The following is an 18,213-nucleotide window of genomic DNA, read 5'->3' as shown; positions in this document are numbered from 1 at the left end:
TTCGGGCTGAGCGAAGTCGAAGCCCTCCACTGAGCGAAGCGAAGTGGCCTCCCTATCGGTCGGCCGAGCCCTTCGACTTCGCTCAGGGCGATCGGAATTTAAATGAAGTTAGGCAGCCTTGGTCTGAGCGTAGGCCCAGTCGAGCCACGGGCCGAGCGCCTCGATATCGGCGGTCTCGACGGTCGCGCCGCACCAGATGCGCAGGCCTGCCGGGGCGTCGCGATAGCCCGCCACGTCATAGGCGGCGCCTTCCTTTTCGAGCAGGCCGGCGAAGGCCTTGATGAAGGCTTCGTCGGCGCCCTCGACGGTCAGGCAGACGCTGGTGGTCGAGCGCGAGGCTTCGTCGACGGCGAGATGGCCGAGCCAGTCGCGTTCGGCGACGATCTTGCCCAGCGCCGCCGCATTGGCGTTGCTGCGTGCGATCAGGCCATTGAGGCCGCCCAGCGACTTGCCCCATTCCAGCGCGAAGATCGCGTCTTCCACGGCCAGCATCGACGGGGTGTTGATGGTTTCGCCCTTGAACACGCCTTCAGCCAGCTTGCCCTTGGCCATCAGGCGGAACACCTTGGGCAGCGGCCAGGCGGGGGTGTGGTTTTCCAGACGCTCGACGGCACGGGGGCCGAGGATCAGCACGCCATGGCCGCCCTCGCCGCCCAGCACCTTCTGCCAGGAGAAGGTGGCGACGTCGATCTTGGTCCAGTCGATCTCATAGGCGAAGACCGCGCTGGTGGCGTCGGCGAAGGTCAGGCCTTCACGATCGGCCGGGATCCAGTCGGCGTTCGGCACGCGCACGCCCGATGTGGTGCCGTTCCAGGTGAAGAGCACATCGTTCGAGAAGTCGACGGTGGAAAGGTCGGGCAACTGGCCATAGTCGGCGCGGATCACGGTCGGATCGAGCTTCAGCTGCTTGGCGGCGTCCGTCACCCAGCCTTCGCCGAAGCTTTCCCAGGCCAGCGTCGTCACCGGGCGGGCACCCAGCATCGTCCACATCGCCATTTCAAAGGCGCCGGTGTCGCTACCCGGCACGATGCCGATGCGGTGGGTGTCGGGCAGGTTCAGCAGCTCGCGCATCAGGTCGATGCTGTAGGCGAGGCGGGTCTTGCCGATCTTGGCGCGGTGCGAACGGCCGAGCGACTCGGTGGCCAGCTTGGCGGCATCCCAGCCCGGAGGCTTGGCGCAGGGACCGGAAGAGAAAAAGGGGCGAGCCGGACGGGTTGCGGGCTTTGCGGCAGGCGCAATGGTGGCGTCAACGGCAGTCAGATCAGTCATGTAATGCGTCTCCTTACAGAGAGCACGCGCGGCGTTGGGACCGCGTGGCCCGTCGGCCGCCCTAAAGATTTCGGAAAAAGAGTCAAGCCGCAGCAAAATGCGACGAAATGACAGCGCCGTTAACCCATAGGCCCGGAAAGCCGTGGTAAATGCGGGATTGATGGTAGAGCGGGCGACGAAAAATTCGGTATGGCGCAGCGCGGCCCTGGCCGCGACGATGGCGAGCATGCTGGCCGCCTGCAGCGGCGACCTGGTGCCCAAGGGTCGAGTCGCGCGTGCATCCAAACCGGTGAAGAGCGCGCGCCCAACCACCCCGCCCGCGCCGCCGCCGCTCGAAACCCGGCAATGCTTCGCCAAGCTGCAATCCCAGTCGGTCGCCTTCACCCCCCTGCCCGATCAGAATTTCGGTGGCGGATGCAGCGCGATCGGCAGCGTCAAACTGCTCGACATCGGTGTGCCGACCTCGGGCCTGGGCGCCATGACCTGCAACCTTGCCGCCAATTTCGCGGCCTGGTCGCGCTATGCCGTGCAGCCCGCCGCCCGGCTGATCCTGGGCGCGGAGATCGAAAAGATCGAGACATTCGGCACCTATAATTGCCGGCCGATCGCGGGCAGCGGCAAGCTCAGCGAACATGCCCACAGCAATGCGATCGATGTATCCGCCTTCGTCCTGAGCGACGGGCGGCGGATCAGCGTCGAGAAGGACTGGCATGGCGACAAGCGCACCCGCCAGTTTCTGGAAGTGGTCCATGCCAGCGCCTGCAAGCGGTTCAACACGGTGCTGTCGCCCGACTATAACGCCGCCCATCATGACCATTTCCATTTCGACATGGGCGGCCGCGGCGGCTTTTGCCGCTGAGCGGAAATAGCCAACTTGGCCAATTTTGCCATTGAACGGTCTTGGCATTGTCACCTGCCGCGCCTAGCTTGTTGGGAATGACCAAGAAAGAAATTGAAGAACGCAAATTCCGCCCCGCACGCCAGGAAGCGGACGACGCCAGGAAGGCGATCGAAACCCCCCAGACCAGCAGCGCCGCCTACAAGCTCGCCTTCCAGGACAATGAGTTCCTGCTGCGCGAGGATCTGCGGCCGGTGCGCTTCCAGCTCGAACTGCTGAAACCCCAGTTGCTGATGGACGAGGCGCGGATCGAATCCACCTTCGTCTTCTACGGCTCCGCCCGCATTCCCGAACCCGATCAGGTCCAGGCGCGCATCGACGCGGCCACCACGCCCGAACAGAAGAAGATTGCCGAAAATCTGGGCAAGAAGGCCCGCTATTATGAGGAAGCGCGCAAGCTGGCGCGGATCGCGGCGCAATATCCGGTGAACGCCGCGGGTTGCCGCCACTTCGTCGTCTGCTCGGGCGGCGGTCCCTCGATCATGGAAGCGGCCAATCGCGGCGCGGTCGATGTCGGCCAGACGACGATCGGCATGAACATCGTGCTGCCGCATGAACAGGCGCCCAATCTGTTCGTCACGCCGGAGCTGAGCTTCCAGTTCCACTATTTCGCGCTGCGCAAGATGCATTTCCTGCTGCGCGCCCGCGCGCTCGCGGTCTTCCCCGGCGGCTTCGGCACGTTCGACGAGATGTTCGAGCTGCTGACCCTGATCCAGACCGGCAAGATGAAGCCGATCCCGATCCTGCTGTTCGGCAAGGATTTCTGGAACAAGGTCGTCGATTTCGAGGCGCTGGCCGATGAGGGCGTGATTTCGCACAATGACCTCAACCTGCTGACCTGGGTCGAGACGGCCGAGGATGCCTGGGCCGCAGTGCAGGACTTCTATCACGACAGCGAAGCGCCCGGCTGCGGCTGATGCGGCCGATCCATGGGACCTTTGCGCCCTTGCCCTAATCCCCGCCGGGGATTAGGGCGCGGCCATGCGCGCGGACCTGGCCCATGTCGACACCTGGATCTTCGATCTGGACAATACGCTCTATCCGGCGAAGGCGGACCTGTTCGCGCTGATCGACGTGAAGATGGGCGAATATATCCAGGGCCTGTTGGGCTGCGACCCGGCCGAGGCGCGGATCGTCCAGAAACGCTATTTCATGGAACATGGCACGACCCTGTCGGGGCTGATGCACCATCATGGCATCGAGCCGCGCGAATTTCTCGACTATGTCCATGACATCTCAATGGAGCGGCTGGCGGTCGATGCCGTCCTCAACGCCCATATCGCCGCCCTGCCCGGCCGCCGGCTGATCTTCACCAATGGCGACGCGACCTATGCGGGCCGCGTGCTCGATCGACTGGGCCTGACCGGCGCGTTCGAGCTGATCCACGACATCCATGCCTGCCGCTATGTGCCCAAGCCCGATCCGTCGGGCTATGCGGAGCTGTGCAGCGTCCACGCCATCGACCCGACCCGCGCTGCCTTTTTCGAGGACATGGCCCGCAATCTGAAGCCCGCCAAAGCGATCGGCATGACCACCATCTGGGTCAATAACGGGTCGGAAGCGGGCAATCACGACCATCATCCCGATTTCATCGATTTTGAAACCGACCATCTGACGCCGTTCCTGGCGGATATTTTTGGGGAAAGACCATGAGCCAAGACCTGATCGCGATCATCGACGCCGCCTGGGAGGACCGGGCCAATATCAACCTGTCGACCCAGGGCGACGTCCGCCAGGCGGTAGACAAGGCACTGGCCCTGCTCGACAAGGGCGAACTGCGCGTCGCCGAGCCGACCGAGGCTGGCTGGCAGGTCAACCAGTGGGCGAAGAAGGCCGTGCTGCTCTCTTTCCGCCTCAACGACAATGTCATGATCGACAATGGTCCGGGCGCCGGCCACTGGTGGGACAAGGTGCCGAGCAAGTTCGCCGGCTGGGACGAGGCCGCCTTCCGCGCCGCCGGTTTCCGCGCCGTGCCGGGCAGCTTCGCCCGCGCTGGCAGCCATATCGCTAAGAATGTCATCCTGATGCCCAGCTTCGTCAACATCGGCGCCTTCGTCGATGAAGGCACGATGGTCGACACCTGGGTGACGGTCGGCAGCTGCGCCCAGATCGGCAAGAATGTCCATCTGTCGGGCGGCGTCGGCATTGGCGGCGTGCTGGAACCGCTGCAGGCCGACCCGGTCATCATCGAGGATGACTGCTTCATCGGCGCCCGTTCGGAAGTGGTCGAGGGCGTGCGCATTGGCAAGGGCTCGGTGCTGTCGATGGGCGTATTCATCGGCCAGTCGACCAAGATCATCGACCGCGCCACCGGCGAAGTGTTCATGGGCGAAGTGCCGCCCTATTCGGTCGTCGTCCCCGGCTCGCTGCCCGGCAAGCCGCTGCCCGACGGCACCCCCGGCCCCAGCCTATACTGCGCCGTGATCGTCAAGCGCGTCGACGCCCAGACCCGGTCGAAGACCGGCATCAACGAACTGCTGCGCGACTGATAAGGGAAGGGGCGGTCCGCCGCCCCTTCACCCCTTGAGCGCGAGCGGCAGGCCCGCCGCGACGAAAACGACCCGATCCGCCACCGCCGCGATCCGCTGGTTCAATGTCCCGGCCAGATCGCGAAAGCGCCGCGCCAGCGCATTGTCGGGCACGATGCCCAGCCCCACTTCATTGGCGACCAGGATGATCGCCCCGTCATGGGCCAGGATCGCGGCACAGAGCGCGTCGGCCGCGGCCTCGCCATCCCGATCCGCCAGCAGCAGGTTGCTGGCCCACAAGGTCAGGCAATCGACCAGCACGGTCTTGCCCCGCGCCGCCGCGATCGCGCCCGGCAGCTCGATCGGCGCCTCCACCGTTTCCCATTCCGGCCCGCGATCGCCCCGGTGTCGGGCGATCCGGTCGGCCATTTCCGCGTCCCAAATCTCGGCCGTGGCGATGAAGACGTGCGCGCCGGGCAGCGCTTCCGCCGCTGCCTGGGCATGGCGGCTCTTGCCCGATCGCGCGCCGCCCAGCACTAGCAGGCTGCTTGTCATATCATGTCTCCAGCAAACAGCGCCTGCAACCCGGCCACCAGCCAGAGCAGCAGGCAGGCCTGAACATAGATGGCCAGCGCCCAGCGTAGGTCGAGCGGATCGGCCTCGCTTCGCCCGCTGCCGATCCAGGGCTTGTCATGGCGCACGCCATCATAGCGGATCGGCCCGGCCAGCCGCAGGTCGAGCGCGCCCGCTATCGCTGCTTCGGGCCAGCCGGCATTGGGCGAGGCATGATTGCGCGCGTCGCGCCACATCACCCGCCAGCCGCCCCCCCCGGCCAGACAGAGCAGGCAGCCGGCCAGCCGCGCCGGGATCAGGTTCATCAGGTCATCGGTGCGCGCCGCCGCCCAGCCGAACGGCCCCCAGGGGGCTTCGCGATGGCCGATCATGCTGTCGGCCGTGTTCACCGCCTTATAGGCCCAGACACCCGGCAGCCCCAACAGCAGCAACCAGAAGAAGGGCGCGACGACACCGTCGCAGAAGCTTTCCGCCAGGCTCTCGATCGCGGCGCGGGTCACGCCGCTTTCATCGAGCGATTGCGTGTCGCGGCCGACAATCATGCCGACCACCTCCCGCGCTGCCGGCAGGTCTTCGGCCGCCAGCGCGCGATGGACCGCGCGGACATGGCTATAGAGGCTACTCAGCGCCAGCGCCGGATAGGCCAGCACACCGATCAGCAGCCAGCTCCACGGTTGCGGCAACCAGAGGCGGAGCTGATGCTGGACCAGCCATCCGCCACCGCCCGCCACCGACAGCAGGACCAGCACCGTCGCCATTCCGCCCATTTTCCGGGCGAGAGCGCTACGCGCCGGATCATTCCAGCGCGCAGCACAATGATCGATGAGCCGCGCAAATCCGCCGACCGGATGGCCGACCCGGCGATAGAGCGCCGCCGGCCAGCCGACCACCGCATCCAGCGCGAGCGCCAGCAACGCAACCGGATCAGCCATGGCGCAGCGCCCGTTTCAGTCGGGCCAGACCCATCGCGTCTGCCGGCAGGCCGATGCGCAGCCAATGCGGCTGACTATCGAAGGGCCGGGTCAAAATCGCCTGCCCTGCCAGCCGCTCGAACAGGGCCGTGGCATGGGGCGTTTCGATCAGGCGAAAGAGCGGGCTTTGGCCGATCGGCTGATAGCCGCAGCGCAACAGCAGCGTGTCGAGCGCCTGCGCCTCCCGCTGGAGCTGGTCGCGCATCGCTTCTATCCAAGCTCTATCGCGATAGGCCGCCATGCCGATGGCAATGGCGGCGGCCGACACCGGCCAGGCACCCAGCCTATCCTGCACCCGCGCGATGATCGCGCGCGGCGCCACCAGAAAGCCGAGGCGCAGGCCGGCAAGCCCGAAAAACTTGCCGAAAGAGCGCAACAGCATGAGGCGGCGATCGTCGGCCACAAAGGGCGCCAGGCTGATGCCCGGATGGCCATCGGCAAAGGCCTCATCCACCACCAGCCAGCCGTCCGGCCCGCGCCGGTCGAGCAGGGCCAGCAGATCGGCCACGCCATGGATGCGCCCGTCGGGATTATTGGGATTGGCGAGGATCAGCGTCTGCCCGTCAGCTTCGTCCAGATGGCCGAGATCGACCGGCGCGGCGCCCTGCACCATCGCGCCATGGGTGCGATAGGCCGGGCTGGCATGGCGGACCGAACCGTCGAGCAATGCGCCAACGAGGCGCAGGCCAACCTCCGTCCCCGGCAGCGCGCAGACATGATCGGCCGCGACGCCGAAATGATCGGCCGCCCCCTGTTCGAGCGCGCGCAGTCCCTGCTCGTCGGGCAAGGCGCGCCAGTCGATCGCCTGCTCGGCCGCGCCGGGCCAGGCATGGGGATTGATGCCTGTGGATAAGTCGAGCCAGCTTTCGGGCGCGCCACCGAAATGCGCGCTCGCCGCCGCCACGCCGCCGCCATGCCAGGTCCAGCGCGTCGTCATGTCGTGCCGCCCGCGATCAGGACGACGAAAAGCAGCCCGCTTTCAACCAGTTCAATGCCCGCGCCATGGCCATCGCCGGAAATGCCGCCCAGCCTGCGCTTCAGCCACAGGCCCCAGACCAGCATCAGCAGCGGCGCCGCGAGCAGGGCCGGCAGCCACCAGGCGGCGATTATCAACAGACTTATCCACAGGGCGATGTGGATCGTTTTGACGGCATCGGCAAAGCGCGCGCCCAGCCCGGCATGCAGCGGCGGCAGCATGCGTGCCCACAGCAGCGGCCCGATCCGCGCGGCAAAGGGAATGAGCAGCAGCGGCAGCATCATGCCCCGTTCGACCAACGCGTGGAGCAGCAGCAGCTTGGCGATCAGTTGCAGCCCGATCGCCACCACACCGAAACTGCCGACATGCGGGTCGGCCAGCACCGCCAGCAGCCGGTCGCGCCCCTTATGCACCGCGCCGCAGGCGTCGGCGATGTCACCCAAGCCGTCGAGATGCAGCGCCCCGGTCACGCCGACCCAGCAGAGCAGCCCGGCCAGCGCCCCGATCCAGGGATCGATGTGAACGCCAAGATTGACAGCGAACATGACAGATAGACCGACAATCGCGCCGACCGCCGGAAACCATCGAATGGACCGTGCGAAGTCTGTCTCGTTCGCTGTCACCTTCGGCATCGGCAGGCGGGTCAGAAACTGGATAGCAAGGACCAGCCCCTTCATGGGCGCAGGCCCGTGATGCGGGCGAGTGGCGGCTCCCCGGTCCAGCGTTCCAGCGACAGCAAGGCGGCATAGGGCAGGCCGAAGCTCCAGCTCTGCTGCACGCTGAACCCGCACAGATGGGCCAGCGCCGCGCGCATCGCCCCGCCATGGGTCAGCACCAATGTGGGCACGCGCGGCAGATCCTCGACCGCATCGGCGATCCGCCCCAGCAATGCCGTCCATCCCTCGCTGCCCGGCGGCGCGAAGCCATCGGGATCCTGCCAGAAACGGGCGAGCGCCTCGGGATCGACATCGGCCGGGGCCAGGCCATCCCAGATGCCGAAATCCAGTTCCCGCCAGCGCGGATCGACCCAAACCGGCAAGCCGGCGCGCTCGCCGATCGCGGTTGCCGCCTGCCGGGCGCGCTGCAGGTCGGACGTCACGATCATCTCGATCTCCAGCCCCTCCGCCTGCGCCAGGCAGGCATCGATGCCCGCGCGCGTCGGCACGCTGTCGGTCCGCCCCAGCAACAGGCCGGGCGTCTCGGGCGCGCCATGCCGCAGCAGGTGGAGCGGCATGCCCATCATGTCGCGGTCGACACCGCCGCCTCGGCAAAGGTCGCCATGCCGCTATGCGCGGCTACGGCCGCACGGACGATATTGGCCGCCACCGCCGCGCCGCTGCCTTCGCCCAATCGCATGTCGAGGCGCAGCAGCGGTTCAAGGCCCATCCGCTCCAGCAGCAGGCCATGGCCCGGCTCGGCCGAGCAATGGCCGGCCAGGCAATGGTCGGCAAAGACCGGCACCTGCGCCACCAGCGGCGCGATCGCGGCGCAACTGATGAAGCCGTCGAGCAGCACCGGCACGCCCAGCTGGCGGGCGCGCAGCACCGCGCCGGCAATCGCCGCCAGTTCGCGTCCGCCCAGCCGGCGCAGCGTTTCGAAGGCGCTGTCCGGCGCATCGGCATGGAAGGCGAGCGCGCGATCGATCGTCGCGATCTTGCGCGCGATCCCCTCGCCATCGACGCCCGTGCCGGGACCAACCCAGTCGCGGACCGCACCGCCAAAGCTGCGGGCGCTCAGGGCTGCGGCGGCGGTCGAATTGCCGATCCCCATCTCGCCCACGACCAGCAGGTCCAGATCCTCTTCGGCCGCCGCCGCGCCGATCGACAGCGCGGTCAGGCACTCCTCCTCGGTCATGGCGGGGGCAATGGTGAAGTCCGCCGTTGGCCGGTCCAGATCGATCGATCGCACCGCCAGTTCCAGCCCGGCGACACCGGCGAGCGCATTGATCGCCGCGCCGCCGGCGGCGAAATTGGCGACCATCTGCGCGGTCACGGCGGCGGGATAGGCGCTGACGCCATGGACGGTGAAGCCGTGATTGCCGGCAAAGATCGCGGCACGCGCCCGCTTCAGGCGCGGCACCGCGCGCCCCTGCCAGCTTGCCATGAAGATCGCGACATCCTCCAGCCGGCCGAGCGCCCCCAATGGCTTGGTCAGTTCGGCCTGCCGCGCGCGTGCCGCCGCGCTCGCCAGTTCCTCGGCCGGCGGCAGGTTGGCCAGGGCATTTTCGAAATCGGTGACCGAGGCGAAGCTCATTCGACGACAAATCCTTCCGGCGGGGTACGGGTGATGAAATGGCCCTTCACGCCTTCGGGCCATTCGCGAAAGGCGACGCGGCCATGCTCGCTGGCGGCATAGGCGATAGCGTAATCGAGGATCGCGCGCGCCGCATCGGCATCCGGTGTGAACCGCCCCATGACATAGCCGACCTTGCCCGGCGCGCGCAGATGGACGGTGCAATGATCCTGGCAGGCGAACAGGCAGGGCATGTCCTGCACCGCGACGGCGGCATAGCGCGGGTCGGAGGCCTGCACGCTGCGCAGCGCCTCCGCCAGCCGTGCCCCGCCGCGCACGCCCTCCCCGTCCTCCCGCGCTTCGGCCGAATGGCGGCAGGTGCTGCAGGCGACGATGGCGGGGCCGGGTTCGACGGGGCGCAGCATCAGAAGCGCCCCCGGAAGCCGGCATAGATGCTGCGCCCAAGCGTGCCATAGCGATAGGCCGTCATATAATTCTCGTCGAAGAGATTTTCGACGCGGGCGAACAGGCGCAACGCCGGGGTGAGCGCATATTCGGCGCGCAGGTCGACCAGCGTATAATCGTCCAGCCGCGTCGTGTTGGCCGCATTGTCATAGCTGTGGCCGGACCAGCGCACCGCCGCGCCGGTGGTAAGGCCGAACGGCCAGGCATAGCTGATCGAACCATTGGCGCTGTTGCGCGGCCGGCGCGGCAGCCAATTGCCTTCGTTCGCAGTGCCGTCCGAACGATCCTCCGCCACGGTCCAGCTATAATTGCCGTCGATGGTCAGCCCCTTGACCGACTCGATCGCCACCTGCGCCTCTATGCCATGCGCCTTGGCGCGCGCGACATTGAGATAATAGCCATAGCGGCGGGTGGTGGTGCCGGGCGTAAAGCAGAGCGGATCGGTCGAGCTTGTGGAACAGCTATTATAAATGATCTGGTCGGTCGTCGTCCGGTCGAACCAGGTCGCGCCCAGTCGCAGTTTCTCGCCAAAGAAACGCTGCTCCGCGCCCGCTTCCCAGCCATGGGCGCGTTCGGGATCGAGCGCCTGATTCCCATATTCGGAAAAGAGCTGATAGAGGGTCGGCGCCTTGAACCCCTCACCATAGCTGGCGCGCAGCACCGTCCCGGTCGGCAGCGCCCAGACGCCCCCGGCGGAAAAAAGGGTCCGGCCGCCATAGCGGTTATGATCGTCATAGCGCAGCCCGCCGGTCAGGGTCAGGCCCGTAATCGGCTGGGCATTGAGCTGGCCATAGACGCTGGTGATCTCCGCCTTGCCGCGGGCCGGGTCGGGAATCGGCACCGAAAGCGACGCCGAAGGCGACACGCTGCGGAAGCGGCTATTCTCATTCTCCACCCCGAACAGCGCGGTCCAGCCATCGGCGATCGCGAAGCTGCCCTGATATTCCAGCCGCTGGTTGCGCCCCGCCGCGTCGAACGTCTGCTGGCGCTGGTTACGCGGATCATAATTTTCGCGATCGGTGTCGGTATAGCCATAGCCGAAGCGGTTGCGGAAGCGACCGTCGAGCAGTGCGACGTTAAGGCCGGCATAGCCGACAAATTCACGATTGGTGCCATAGGCGGGGCTGTCCGCGCTGGTGGCGTCGAAATCGACCCGGCCATCGGAATAATAGCCGCGCAGATCGGCGCTGATCCCGTCCGCCAGCGCGACCTCGACCCGGCCGGTGACGCTGCGGTTGGTATAGCCGTCCTTCTCCTTGCCACCAAAGGCCGGGCTGATCGCCGAGATGCCGTCGGTGGTAAAACTCTGGCCGCCGATCCGCCAGCTGACCGGGCCGGTCTTCCCGCCCAGCGCCGCGCGGGCGCTGACCGTGTCGCGCGACCCCGCCTCGATATCGAAGCTCCCCTCCAGCGCCTTTTCGGGCATGGCGGTGACGACATTGACGACGCCGCCGATCGCCTGGCTGCCCCACAGGGTCGACTGGGGGCCGCGCAGCACTTCGATCCGCGAGGCATCGCCGACCAGCAGGTTTGCGAAATTATAGCCGCCGCCGGCCGAGGAGGGATCGTTGAGCTTCACGCCGTCGATCACGACCACGGTCTGGTCGGATTCCGCGCCGCGGATGCGCAGCGACGTCGCCGTGCCATAGCCGCCATTGCGCGAGATGCTGACACCGGGCGTGCGCAACAGCAATTCGGTGACGCCCAGATCCTGCGCCCGATCGATCGCGGCCTTGTCGAGCACGGTAACGGAGGCCGGCACCTGATCGACCGGCGTAGCGAGGCGGGTCGCGGTGACGAGGATAGAGGATGCGCCGGCATCGGCAGCGGCATCGGGCGGTGGTGCCTGCTGCGCCTCTTCGGCGAAAGCGGTGGTGGAAAGAAGGACAGAACAGAAAGTCAGATATTTGAACACATAAGCCCCCGGACGAGGGACCGCATCCCAGGGACGATATCGGTGCCCGGCCGGGCGCGACATGATCCCCGCAATTTGCGGTCCACCTGTCGCCACGCGGGTTCACCCCCGTCCGCTCGGCACACCCTGTCCGCGCGAAGGACGACCGCGACGGGCAGGTCTCCTGGCTCACGGGTCATCGCTGATTCATGCCGCCTTCTCAGAACCTTGCGGTCCCAATGGCATGTGGCACAAAGGCTCGCCGCTCACAGTTGCAGGGGCAGCCGGGGTCTTGAACCCCATTCCCTTTTCATCCCCGTTGCCGGGGAACCTGTCGCAGTCCGGGCGATAGGCGAGCCCGACTGGAGCGTCAATCTTCCTTGCCTGGCGGAGCGCGCCGGCTAAGGGAGGTGGCCATGCGGATATTTGCGCCCATCGGCCCCGGCAAGGGGATGATCGCCCTGATGATCGCCCTGGTCGGTGGCGCCACATTATGGGCAGCCACCGCGCGCCAGCCTGCCAGTGCCAGCAAACGTCCGCAACGGATCGTGTCGCTCAACCTGTGCGCCGACCAGTTGCTGGTCGCGCTGGCCGATCGCGACCAGATTGCCGGCCTGACCCATAATGCCGCCGATCGGCAGATGTCGGCGGTGGCTGCCGTAACGAAGGGCCTGCCCATCCTCGACGGATCGGCCGAACAGATTTTGGCGACCAATCCCGATCTGGTGATCGGCATGCCGGCGCGGCGCAATCCGGCGATCGCCATCCTCAAGGCCCAGCATTATCCCGCCGTCGATCTGCAAAGCGCGGACAGCTATGCCGATATCGTCGCGTCGATCCGCACCGTGGCGCAGGCGATCGGCCATGCCGACCGCGGCGAAGCGATGATCGCGCGGATGGACCGGGAACTCGCCGCCCTGCCCCGCGCGCCGAAGCCCAAAGTCGCGGCCTATTATCAGCGGCGCGGCTACATGACCGGCACCGGCACGCTGGTCGACGACCTGATGACGAGGGCGGGGCTGCGCAACCTGGCCGCCGACCTTGGCAAGCCAGCGATCGCGCAGGTCAGCCTGGAGGAGATGGTCGCCGCCCGGCCCGACTATCTGATCGTCGAGAGCGCCACCGACCGCATCACCGACCAGGGCACCGAAATGCTGCATCATCCAGTGCTGCGCGACATAGCGCGCATCAGCCTGCCCCAGGCCTGGACCGTGTGCGGCGGACCGGCCTATGTGCAGGCAGCCCGCGCCCTCTCCCAGGCCGTCAGCGCCCGCTGAAGCTGGGCCGGCTCAGCCCTCGATGAAGTTGGCGGCGACTTCGGCCGGCACCCGCATCAATCGGCCGCTTTCCTTGTCGATCATCGCCCAGGTGGATTTGGCCGACACCTTCACCTTGCCGTCCGGCCCGGTGAACTCGATCAGCCGGTCGAACCGCGCGCCGCGCGGTCCTTCCGGAATCCAGGTGCGGCCCGACACGACATCGCCCTCGGTCACGTTGCCGCGATAATCGACCTCATGCCGGGTCACGACCCAGATATAGGCATCGACATGGGCCGGGTCGGCATCGGTCATCCAATGTTCGACCGACAATTGCTCCATCCACTGCACCCACACCGCATTGTTCACATGGCCCAGCACATCGATATCCTCGGGCCGCGCGGTGAATTGCTTGGTGAAGCTCGACGCCATCAGCCTTCCACTCCCAGCTGCCACAGGATGAACGCAAATTCCTCCGCGGTCTCGTGCAGGCTCTCGAACCGGCCCGACTTGCCACCATGGCCCGCGCCCATATTGGTCTTGAGCAGCAGGATATTGCTATCGGTCTTGGTCGCGCGCAGCTTCGCCACCCATTTGGCCGGCTCCCAATAGGTGACGCGCGGGTCGTTCAGCCCGGCGGTCACCATCAGCGGCGGATAATCCTGGGCGCTAACATGGGTGTAGGGATCATAGGACTGTATGGTGCGGAATGCGGCCTCATCCTCGATCGGATTGCCCCATTCGGGCCATTCGCCCGGCGTCAATGGCAGCGTTTCGTCCAGCATGGTGTTGAGCACGTCGACGAACGGCACATGTGCCACCACCGCGCCCCACAGGTCGGGATCGCTGTTGATGACCGCGCCCATCAGCTCGCCGCCGGCCGATCCGCCCGAAATGCTGATCCTGCCCTTGGCCGAATAGCCAAGATCGATCAGCCCCTTCGCAACATCGACGAAATCGGTGAAGGTGTTGGTGCGCTTGTCGAGCTTGCCGTCCAGATACCATTGCTGGCCCATATCGTCGCCGCCGCGAATATGGGCGATGGCAAAGGCAAAGCCGCGATCCAGCAGCGACAGGCGGCTGGTCGAGAAACCCGGCTCCATCGCCAGCCCATAGGCGCCATAGCCATAAAGGTGCAGCGGCGCGCTGCCATCGCGGGGGAAATCCGCGGGATAGACGATCGACACCGGAATCTGCGTGCCGTCGCGCGCCGGGATCATCAGCCGCTCGGTGGCGTAGCGGCTGGCGTCATAGCCCGAGGGAATTTCCTGGACCTTGAGTATCTCCAACTCACCCGTTGCCAGATGATAATCATGGATGGTGTCGGGCGTGACCATCGATTCATAGCCGATGCGCAGCTTCGTCACCTCATATTCGGGATTGTCGTCGAGACTCGCCGAATAGCTGGCTTCCGGGAACGGAATGCGCTTTGCCGCATGGGTCGCATAATCGCGCAGTTCGATCTGGTCGAGCCCGTCCTGCCGCCCTTCGGTGACGTAGAAGGTCTTGAACAGGGTGAAATCGGTCAGGTAGAAATGGGCGTCGGCGCCGATCACTTCATCCCACTGGTCGGGCGCGTCGAGCGATGCCTTCACCAGCCGGAAATTGGGATGGGTGTCGTTGGTCTTGATGTAGAGCGTGCCCTCATGCTCATCGACATCATATTCGCGGCCGGCCTTGCGCGCGGAGACGAGCAGCGGCGTCGCGGTCGGATTGTCGGCCGGGATCAGCCAGGCTTCGCTGGTGACATGGTCGCCGGTCGCGATGACGATCCATTTTTCCGATGAGGTGAGGCCGATCGAGACGCGGAAGCCCTCATCATCCTCATGGAACAGCTCGACATCGCTCTCGACGCTCTGGCCCAGCCAGTGCAGCCGCGCATTGTCGGTCCGCCAATTTTCATTGGCGAGGCCGTAGAGCAGCCCCTTTGAATCGCTGGTCCACACCAGCGACGACAATGTGTCGGGAATGACTTCGGGCAGGATTTTACCCGAAAACAGATCCTTGATCCGCGCCTCGAACCGTTCGGAGCCATTGGTGTCGATGGCATAGGCCAGATAGCGGCCATCCGGGCTGACCGACATGGCGCCGAGACGAAAATAGTCATGGCCCTGCGCCAGCGCCGGTTCGTCCAGGATCAGCTGGTCGTCACCGCCAGCTGCGGGCTTGCGATACCATTTGCGATATTGCGCCCCGGTCTCGAAAGCGCGCCAGTAGATATAGTCGCCATCCTTTTGCGGGACCGACTGGTCATCTTCCTTGATGCGCCCCTTCATCTCGTGGAACAGCGTGTCGAGCAGCGGCTTGTGCGGCGCCATCGCGCCCTCGAACCAGGCGTTCTCCGCCTCCAGATAGGCCAGCACATCCTTGTCCTTGACGTCGGGATAGCCGGGGTCGCGCAGCCATGCGTAAGGATCGTCCACCGTGATGCCATGATGCGCGAAACTGTGCGGGCGGCGTTCGGCGATCGGCGGGGACAGGGGCGGCTGCATTTGATCGGTCATTAACTATCCATGGTCCAGACGGGGGCTGCGCTGGAATAAGCGCGCCGGCCCCTCTATGTTGTCGGCATTATGGCCAACGCAAGAGGCCGGAATGATCCAAGGGAAGTTCGATGTCCAGTTATGAAGATCGCCTGAAGGCCCTGCGTGCCCAGCTGGTACGCCAGAAGCTCGATGGTTTCGTGGTCCCCCTGACCGACGAGCATATGAGCGAATATGTCGGCGCCTATGCCCAGCGGCTCGCCTGGCTGACCGGTTTCCAGGGTTCGGCCGGCAGCGCCGTGGTCCTGCCGGAGGAGGCCGCGATCTTCGTCGACGGTCGCTACACGCTGCAGGTGCGCGAGCAGGTGGACGGCGCCCATTGGCAATATGAAAGCGTGCCGCAGACTTCGATCGCCGCCTGGTTGAAGGACCATGCGATCGAAGGCGCGCGCATCGGCTATGATTCCTGGCTGCACACCCGCGCCTGGGTGAAGCAGGCCACCGAAGCGCTGGCCCAGAAGGGCGCGGAGCTGGTGGCAGTCGACACCAATCCGGTCGACGCCGTCTGGCCCGATCGCCCGGCGCCCAGCGACGCCAAGCTGGTGGTCCATGAGGATCGCTATGCTGGCAAGAATGCGGCCGAGAAGCGCGCCGACATCGCCGACTGGCTGGTGTCGAAGAAGGCGGATGCCGCCGTCCTCTCCGCGCTCGATTCGATCGCCTGGGCTTTCAACATCCGCGGCAAGGATGTCGAGCGCACCCCGGTCGCGCTGGCCTATGCCATCGTCCATGCCGATGCCACCGCCGACCTCTATGTCGCGCCGGAAAAGATGGACGAGGCGGTTGCCAAGCATCTGGGCAATGCGGTGCGCATCCATGACCGCGCCGCCTTTGCCGATGCGCTCGCCGACCTCCAGGGCAAGACCGTCGTCGCCGACCCCGAGCGAGCCGTTGCCGCCATCTTCGAGGCGCTCGACGCCGGCGGCGCCCAGATACTCAGCCTGCGCGACCCCGCCGTGCTGCCCAAGGCGATCAAGAACGACACCGAAATTGCCGGCCACAAGGCAGCGCAGGAGCGCGATGGCGCCGCCTTGAGCCGTTTCCTCCACTGGATCGCGGTGGAAGCGCCCAAGGGCGGTCTCACCGAACTTTCCGCCTCGGACCGGCTGGAGGCGTTCCGCAAGGATACCGGCCTGCTGGAGGATCTGTCCTTCGACACGATCAGCGGCGCCGGCCCCAATGGCGCGGTAGTGCATTATCGCGTCGAGGAAAAGACCAACCGGCCGATCGAGGCCGGCAGCTTCTACCTGGTCGATTCGGGCGGCCAGTATCGCGACGGCACCACCGACGTCACCCGCACCATCGCCATCGGCAGCCCTAGCGAAGAGATGAAGCAGCGCTTCACCCTGGTGCTGAAGGGCCATATCGCGCTGGCCCGCGCCGTCTTCCCGCTTGGCACGCGCGGCGGCCAGCTCGACGTGCTGGCGCGCCAATATCTCTGGGCGCAGGGTCTGGATTATGCCCATGGCACCGGCCATGGCGTCGGCAGCTTCCTGTCGGTGCATGAAGGGCCGCAGCGGATCGCGACCTTCGGCGGCGGCGACGAGCCGCTGGTGGCGGGCATGATCCTCTCGAACGAGCCGGGCTATTACAAGACCGGCGAATATGGCATCCGGATCGAGAATCTGGTGCTGGTCGAGGAACGGGCGATCTCCGGCGGAGAAAAGCCGATGCTGGGTTTCGAGACCCTGACCTTCGCGCCGATCGACCGCAACGCCATCGCCACCGACCTGCTGGATGCCGGTGAGCGCGCCTGGGTCGACGCCTATCATGCGCAGGTGCTGGCCGTGGTCGGCCCGCAGCTCGAAGGCGAGGCGCTGGCCTGGCTCCAGTCGGCCTGCGCGCCGCTCTAATCCGAATCAGTCCTTGGACGATTCCGGCGCGGGGGTGGGCTCAGCCCCTTCCCGCGCCACATCGCGGCTCTGGGCCTTGCGCCGCCGCAAATTGTCGCGCAGCGCCTGCGCCAGCCTTGCTTTCTTTTCGTCCTGGGTCTCGCTCATGACGAAGCGCATAAGCAAAATGCATTATCTGCCGCAACCCGCCTTGACAGGAGGCAATGGGGCGGCCATAGGCGCGACCTCCGAAGCGCACGGCGCGACGGAGACGAAATAGAGTGCTGCCGTAGCTCAGTGGTAGAGCGCATCCTTGGTAAGGCTGAGGTCGCGAGTTCAATCCTCGCCGGCAGCACCATTTCTCCCCCGACTAACCAGACCCACTAAGTCGCGCCGTTGACCCGCTAAGTGGCTTCCTCCGACCCATATAAACGCTTCAAGCTCTGTATTTGAGCAGAATCTGGAATTGCGCTCACTGGACGGCTCAAGTCTCCTCTGGCGCCCGCCGCGGCAAATTACGTCGGCGGCCAGATGATAGCAGCGACATGTTCTAGATCATGACACTGCGAGCAAAGGGAATCAGGTCCAAAGGACGAACTGGGAAATCTGGTGCCGAAGCGTAAATCCCTCTCTGAAACTGAAGCTGGCCTCCGAACCGAATCGGGGGGCGCGCTCTTTTCGACAGGTAATGACACTGACCTGCCCCCCGAAAGGTCCCTCATTCTGATGTAGAGTCTGCCCACGAGAAGGAGCAGACGCATGAGGAAGAGCCGTTTCACCGAGGCGCAGATCATCGGGATGATCAAGGAACAGGAGGCAGGACTTCCAACGGTCGA

18 protein-coding genes, 1 tRNA gene and 1 riboswitch are annotated in these 18,213 nt (G+C 65.8%); of the genes, 7 read left to right on the top strand and 12 right to left on the bottom strand.

The window, feature by feature from the left end:
• Positions 1 to 108: 108 nt before the first annotated feature.
• The gene (locus AC13EK_RS10350; RefSeq protein ID WP_069336566.1) at positions 109 to 1,269 is read right to left on the bottom strand and encodes a phosphoserine transaminase; all 1,161 of its coding nucleotides are present in this window, start codon (positions 1,267 to 1,269) and stop codon (positions 109 to 111) included.
• Positions 1,270 to 1,429: 160 nt separating this feature from the next.
• On the opposite strand from AC13EK_RS10350, the gene AC13EK_RS10345 reads away from it, so the two are divergent.
• From AC13EK_RS10345 to dapD, 4 genes are all read left to right on the top strand, one after another.
• Complete coding sequence (locus tag AC13EK_RS10345; RefSeq protein WP_037521923.1) at positions 1,430 to 2,128, top strand: extensin family protein; 699 nt, start codon at positions 1,430 to 1,432, stop codon at positions 2,126 to 2,128.
• Between the two features lie 77 nt (positions 2,129 to 2,205).
• Positions 2,206 to 3,084 (top strand): LOG family protein, encoded by an 879-nt coding sequence (locus tag AC13EK_RS10340; protein ID WP_004209740.1) that lies wholly within the window; start codon positions 2,206 to 2,208, stop codon positions 3,082 to 3,084.
• Between the two features lie 64 nt (positions 3,085 to 3,148).
• Positions 3,149 to 3,820 (top strand): pyrimidine 5'-nucleotidase, encoded by a 672-nt coding sequence (locus tag AC13EK_RS10335; protein ID WP_069336567.1) that lies wholly within the window; start codon positions 3,149 to 3,151, stop codon positions 3,818 to 3,820.
• Entirely contained in the window at positions 3,817 to 4,656 is an 840-nt protein-coding gene (dapD, locus tag AC13EK_RS10330; protein ID WP_017502548.1) for a 2,3,4,5-tetrahydropyridine-2,6-dicarboxylate N-succinyltransferase, read from the top strand. The genes AC13EK_RS10335 and dapD overlap by 4 nt, the downstream gene beginning before the upstream one ends.
• 27 nt (positions 4,657 to 4,683) lie before the next feature.
• On the opposite strand, the gene cobU is transcribed toward dapD, so the two are convergent.
• From cobU to AC13EK_RS10290, 8 genes are read right to left on the bottom strand one after another with little or no spacing between them, the layout of a single operon-like run.
• Positions 4,684 to 5,190, bottom strand: a complete 507-nt coding sequence (gene cobU, locus AC13EK_RS10325) for a bifunctional adenosylcobinamide kinase/adenosylcobinamide-phosphate guanylyltransferase (RefSeq protein WP_069336568.1) — start codon at positions 5,188 to 5,190, stop codon at positions 4,684 to 4,686.
• On the bottom strand, positions 5,187 to 6,140 hold the full coding sequence (gene cbiB, locus AC13EK_RS10320) for an adenosylcobinamide-phosphate synthase CbiB (RefSeq protein ID WP_069336569.1): 954 nt from the start codon (positions 6,138 to 6,140) through the stop codon (positions 5,187 to 5,189). Before cbiB ends, cobU begins: the two co-directional genes overlap by 4 nt.
• Positions 6,133 to 7,116, bottom strand: a complete 984-nt coding sequence (locus AC13EK_RS10315; protein WP_069336570.1) for a threonine-phosphate decarboxylase — start codon at positions 7,114 to 7,116, stop codon at positions 6,133 to 6,135. The genes cbiB and AC13EK_RS10315 overlap by 8 nt, the downstream gene beginning before the upstream one ends.
• On the bottom strand, positions 7,113 to 7,832 hold the full coding sequence (locus AC13EK_RS10310) for an adenosylcobinamide-GDP ribazoletransferase (RefSeq protein ID WP_069336571.1): 720 nt from the start codon (positions 7,830 to 7,832) through the stop codon (positions 7,113 to 7,115). Before AC13EK_RS10310 ends, AC13EK_RS10315 begins: the two co-directional genes overlap by 4 nt.
• A complete protein-coding gene (locus tag AC13EK_RS10305) occupies positions 7,829 to 8,398 on the bottom strand; it encodes a histidine phosphatase family protein (protein ID WP_004209730.1) in 570 nt (189 codons plus the stop codon). The genes AC13EK_RS10310 and AC13EK_RS10305 overlap by 4 nt, the downstream gene beginning before the upstream one ends.
• Positions 8,395 to 9,408, bottom strand: a complete 1,014-nt coding sequence (gene cobT / locus AC13EK_RS10300; protein WP_069336572.1) for a nicotinate-nucleotide--dimethylbenzimidazole phosphoribosyltransferase — start codon at positions 9,406 to 9,408, stop codon at positions 8,395 to 8,397. Before cobT ends, AC13EK_RS10305 begins: the two co-directional genes overlap by 4 nt.
• The gene (locus AC13EK_RS10295; RefSeq protein WP_069336573.1) at positions 9,405 to 9,812 is read right to left on the bottom strand and encodes a DUF1636 domain-containing protein; all 408 of its coding nucleotides are present in this window, start codon (positions 9,810 to 9,812) and stop codon (positions 9,405 to 9,407) included. The genes cobT and AC13EK_RS10295 overlap by 4 nt, the downstream gene beginning before the upstream one ends.
• Positions 9,812 to 11,767 (bottom strand): TonB-dependent receptor plug domain-containing protein, encoded by a 1,956-nt coding sequence (locus AC13EK_RS10290; protein ID WP_069336597.1) that lies wholly within the window; start codon positions 11,765 to 11,767, stop codon positions 9,812 to 9,814. Before AC13EK_RS10290 ends, AC13EK_RS10295 begins: the two co-directional genes overlap by 1 nt.
• Before the next feature lie 136 nt (positions 11,768 to 11,903).
• Positions 11,904 to 12,096: riboswitch (cobalamin riboswitch) on the bottom strand.
• A gap of 66 nt (positions 12,097 to 12,162) precedes the next feature.
• Between AC13EK_RS10290 and AC13EK_RS10285 the strand changes: the two genes are divergently transcribed.
• A complete protein-coding gene (locus AC13EK_RS10285) occupies positions 12,163 to 13,023 on the top strand; it encodes an ABC transporter substrate-binding protein (protein WP_069336574.1) in 861 nt (286 codons plus the stop codon).
• Positions 13,024 to 13,035: 12 nt separating this feature from the next.
• Here the strand turns inward: AC13EK_RS10285 and AC13EK_RS10280 are convergent, their stop codons facing one another.
• Together AC13EK_RS10280 and AC13EK_RS10275 are read right to left on the bottom strand one after the other, a co-directional pair.
• Positions 13,036 to 13,434, bottom strand: a complete 399-nt coding sequence (locus AC13EK_RS10280; protein WP_069336575.1) for an acyl-CoA thioesterase — start codon at positions 13,432 to 13,434, stop codon at positions 13,036 to 13,038.
• The gene (locus tag AC13EK_RS10275; RefSeq protein ID WP_069336576.1) at positions 13,434 to 15,506 is read right to left on the bottom strand and encodes a S9 family peptidase; all 2,073 of its coding nucleotides are present in this window, start codon (positions 15,504 to 15,506) and stop codon (positions 13,434 to 13,436) included. Before AC13EK_RS10275 ends, AC13EK_RS10280 begins: the two co-directional genes overlap by 1 nt.
• A gap of 110 nt (positions 15,507 to 15,616) precedes the next feature.
• Here AC13EK_RS10275 and AC13EK_RS10270 point away from each other — a divergent pair, with 110 nt between their 5' ends.
• Positions 15,617 to 17,398 (top strand): aminopeptidase P family protein, encoded by a 1,782-nt coding sequence (locus AC13EK_RS10270; RefSeq protein ID WP_069336577.1) that lies wholly within the window; start codon positions 15,617 to 15,619, stop codon positions 17,396 to 17,398.
• Between the two features lie 6 nt (positions 17,399 to 17,404).
• On the opposite strand, the gene AC13EK_RS10265 is transcribed toward AC13EK_RS10270, so the two are convergent.
• Positions 17,405 to 17,545: a hypothetical protein gene (locus AC13EK_RS10265; RefSeq protein ID WP_164522487.1), complete on the bottom strand. Its 141-nt coding sequence runs from the start codon at positions 17,543 to 17,545 to the stop codon at positions 17,405 to 17,407.
• 115 nt (positions 17,546 to 17,660) lie between these two features.
• Here AC13EK_RS10265 and AC13EK_RS10260 point away from each other — a divergent pair.
• Positions 17,661 to 17,735 (top strand) — tRNA-Thr (locus AC13EK_RS10260).
• Positions 17,736 to 18,213: the final 478 nt, after the last annotated feature.

It is taken from the genome of Sphingobium sp. L-44 (assembly GCF_056859495.1).
Note: the sequence above shows the minus strand (reverse complement) of the source record. Positions and strands in the feature narration are given on the sequence as shown.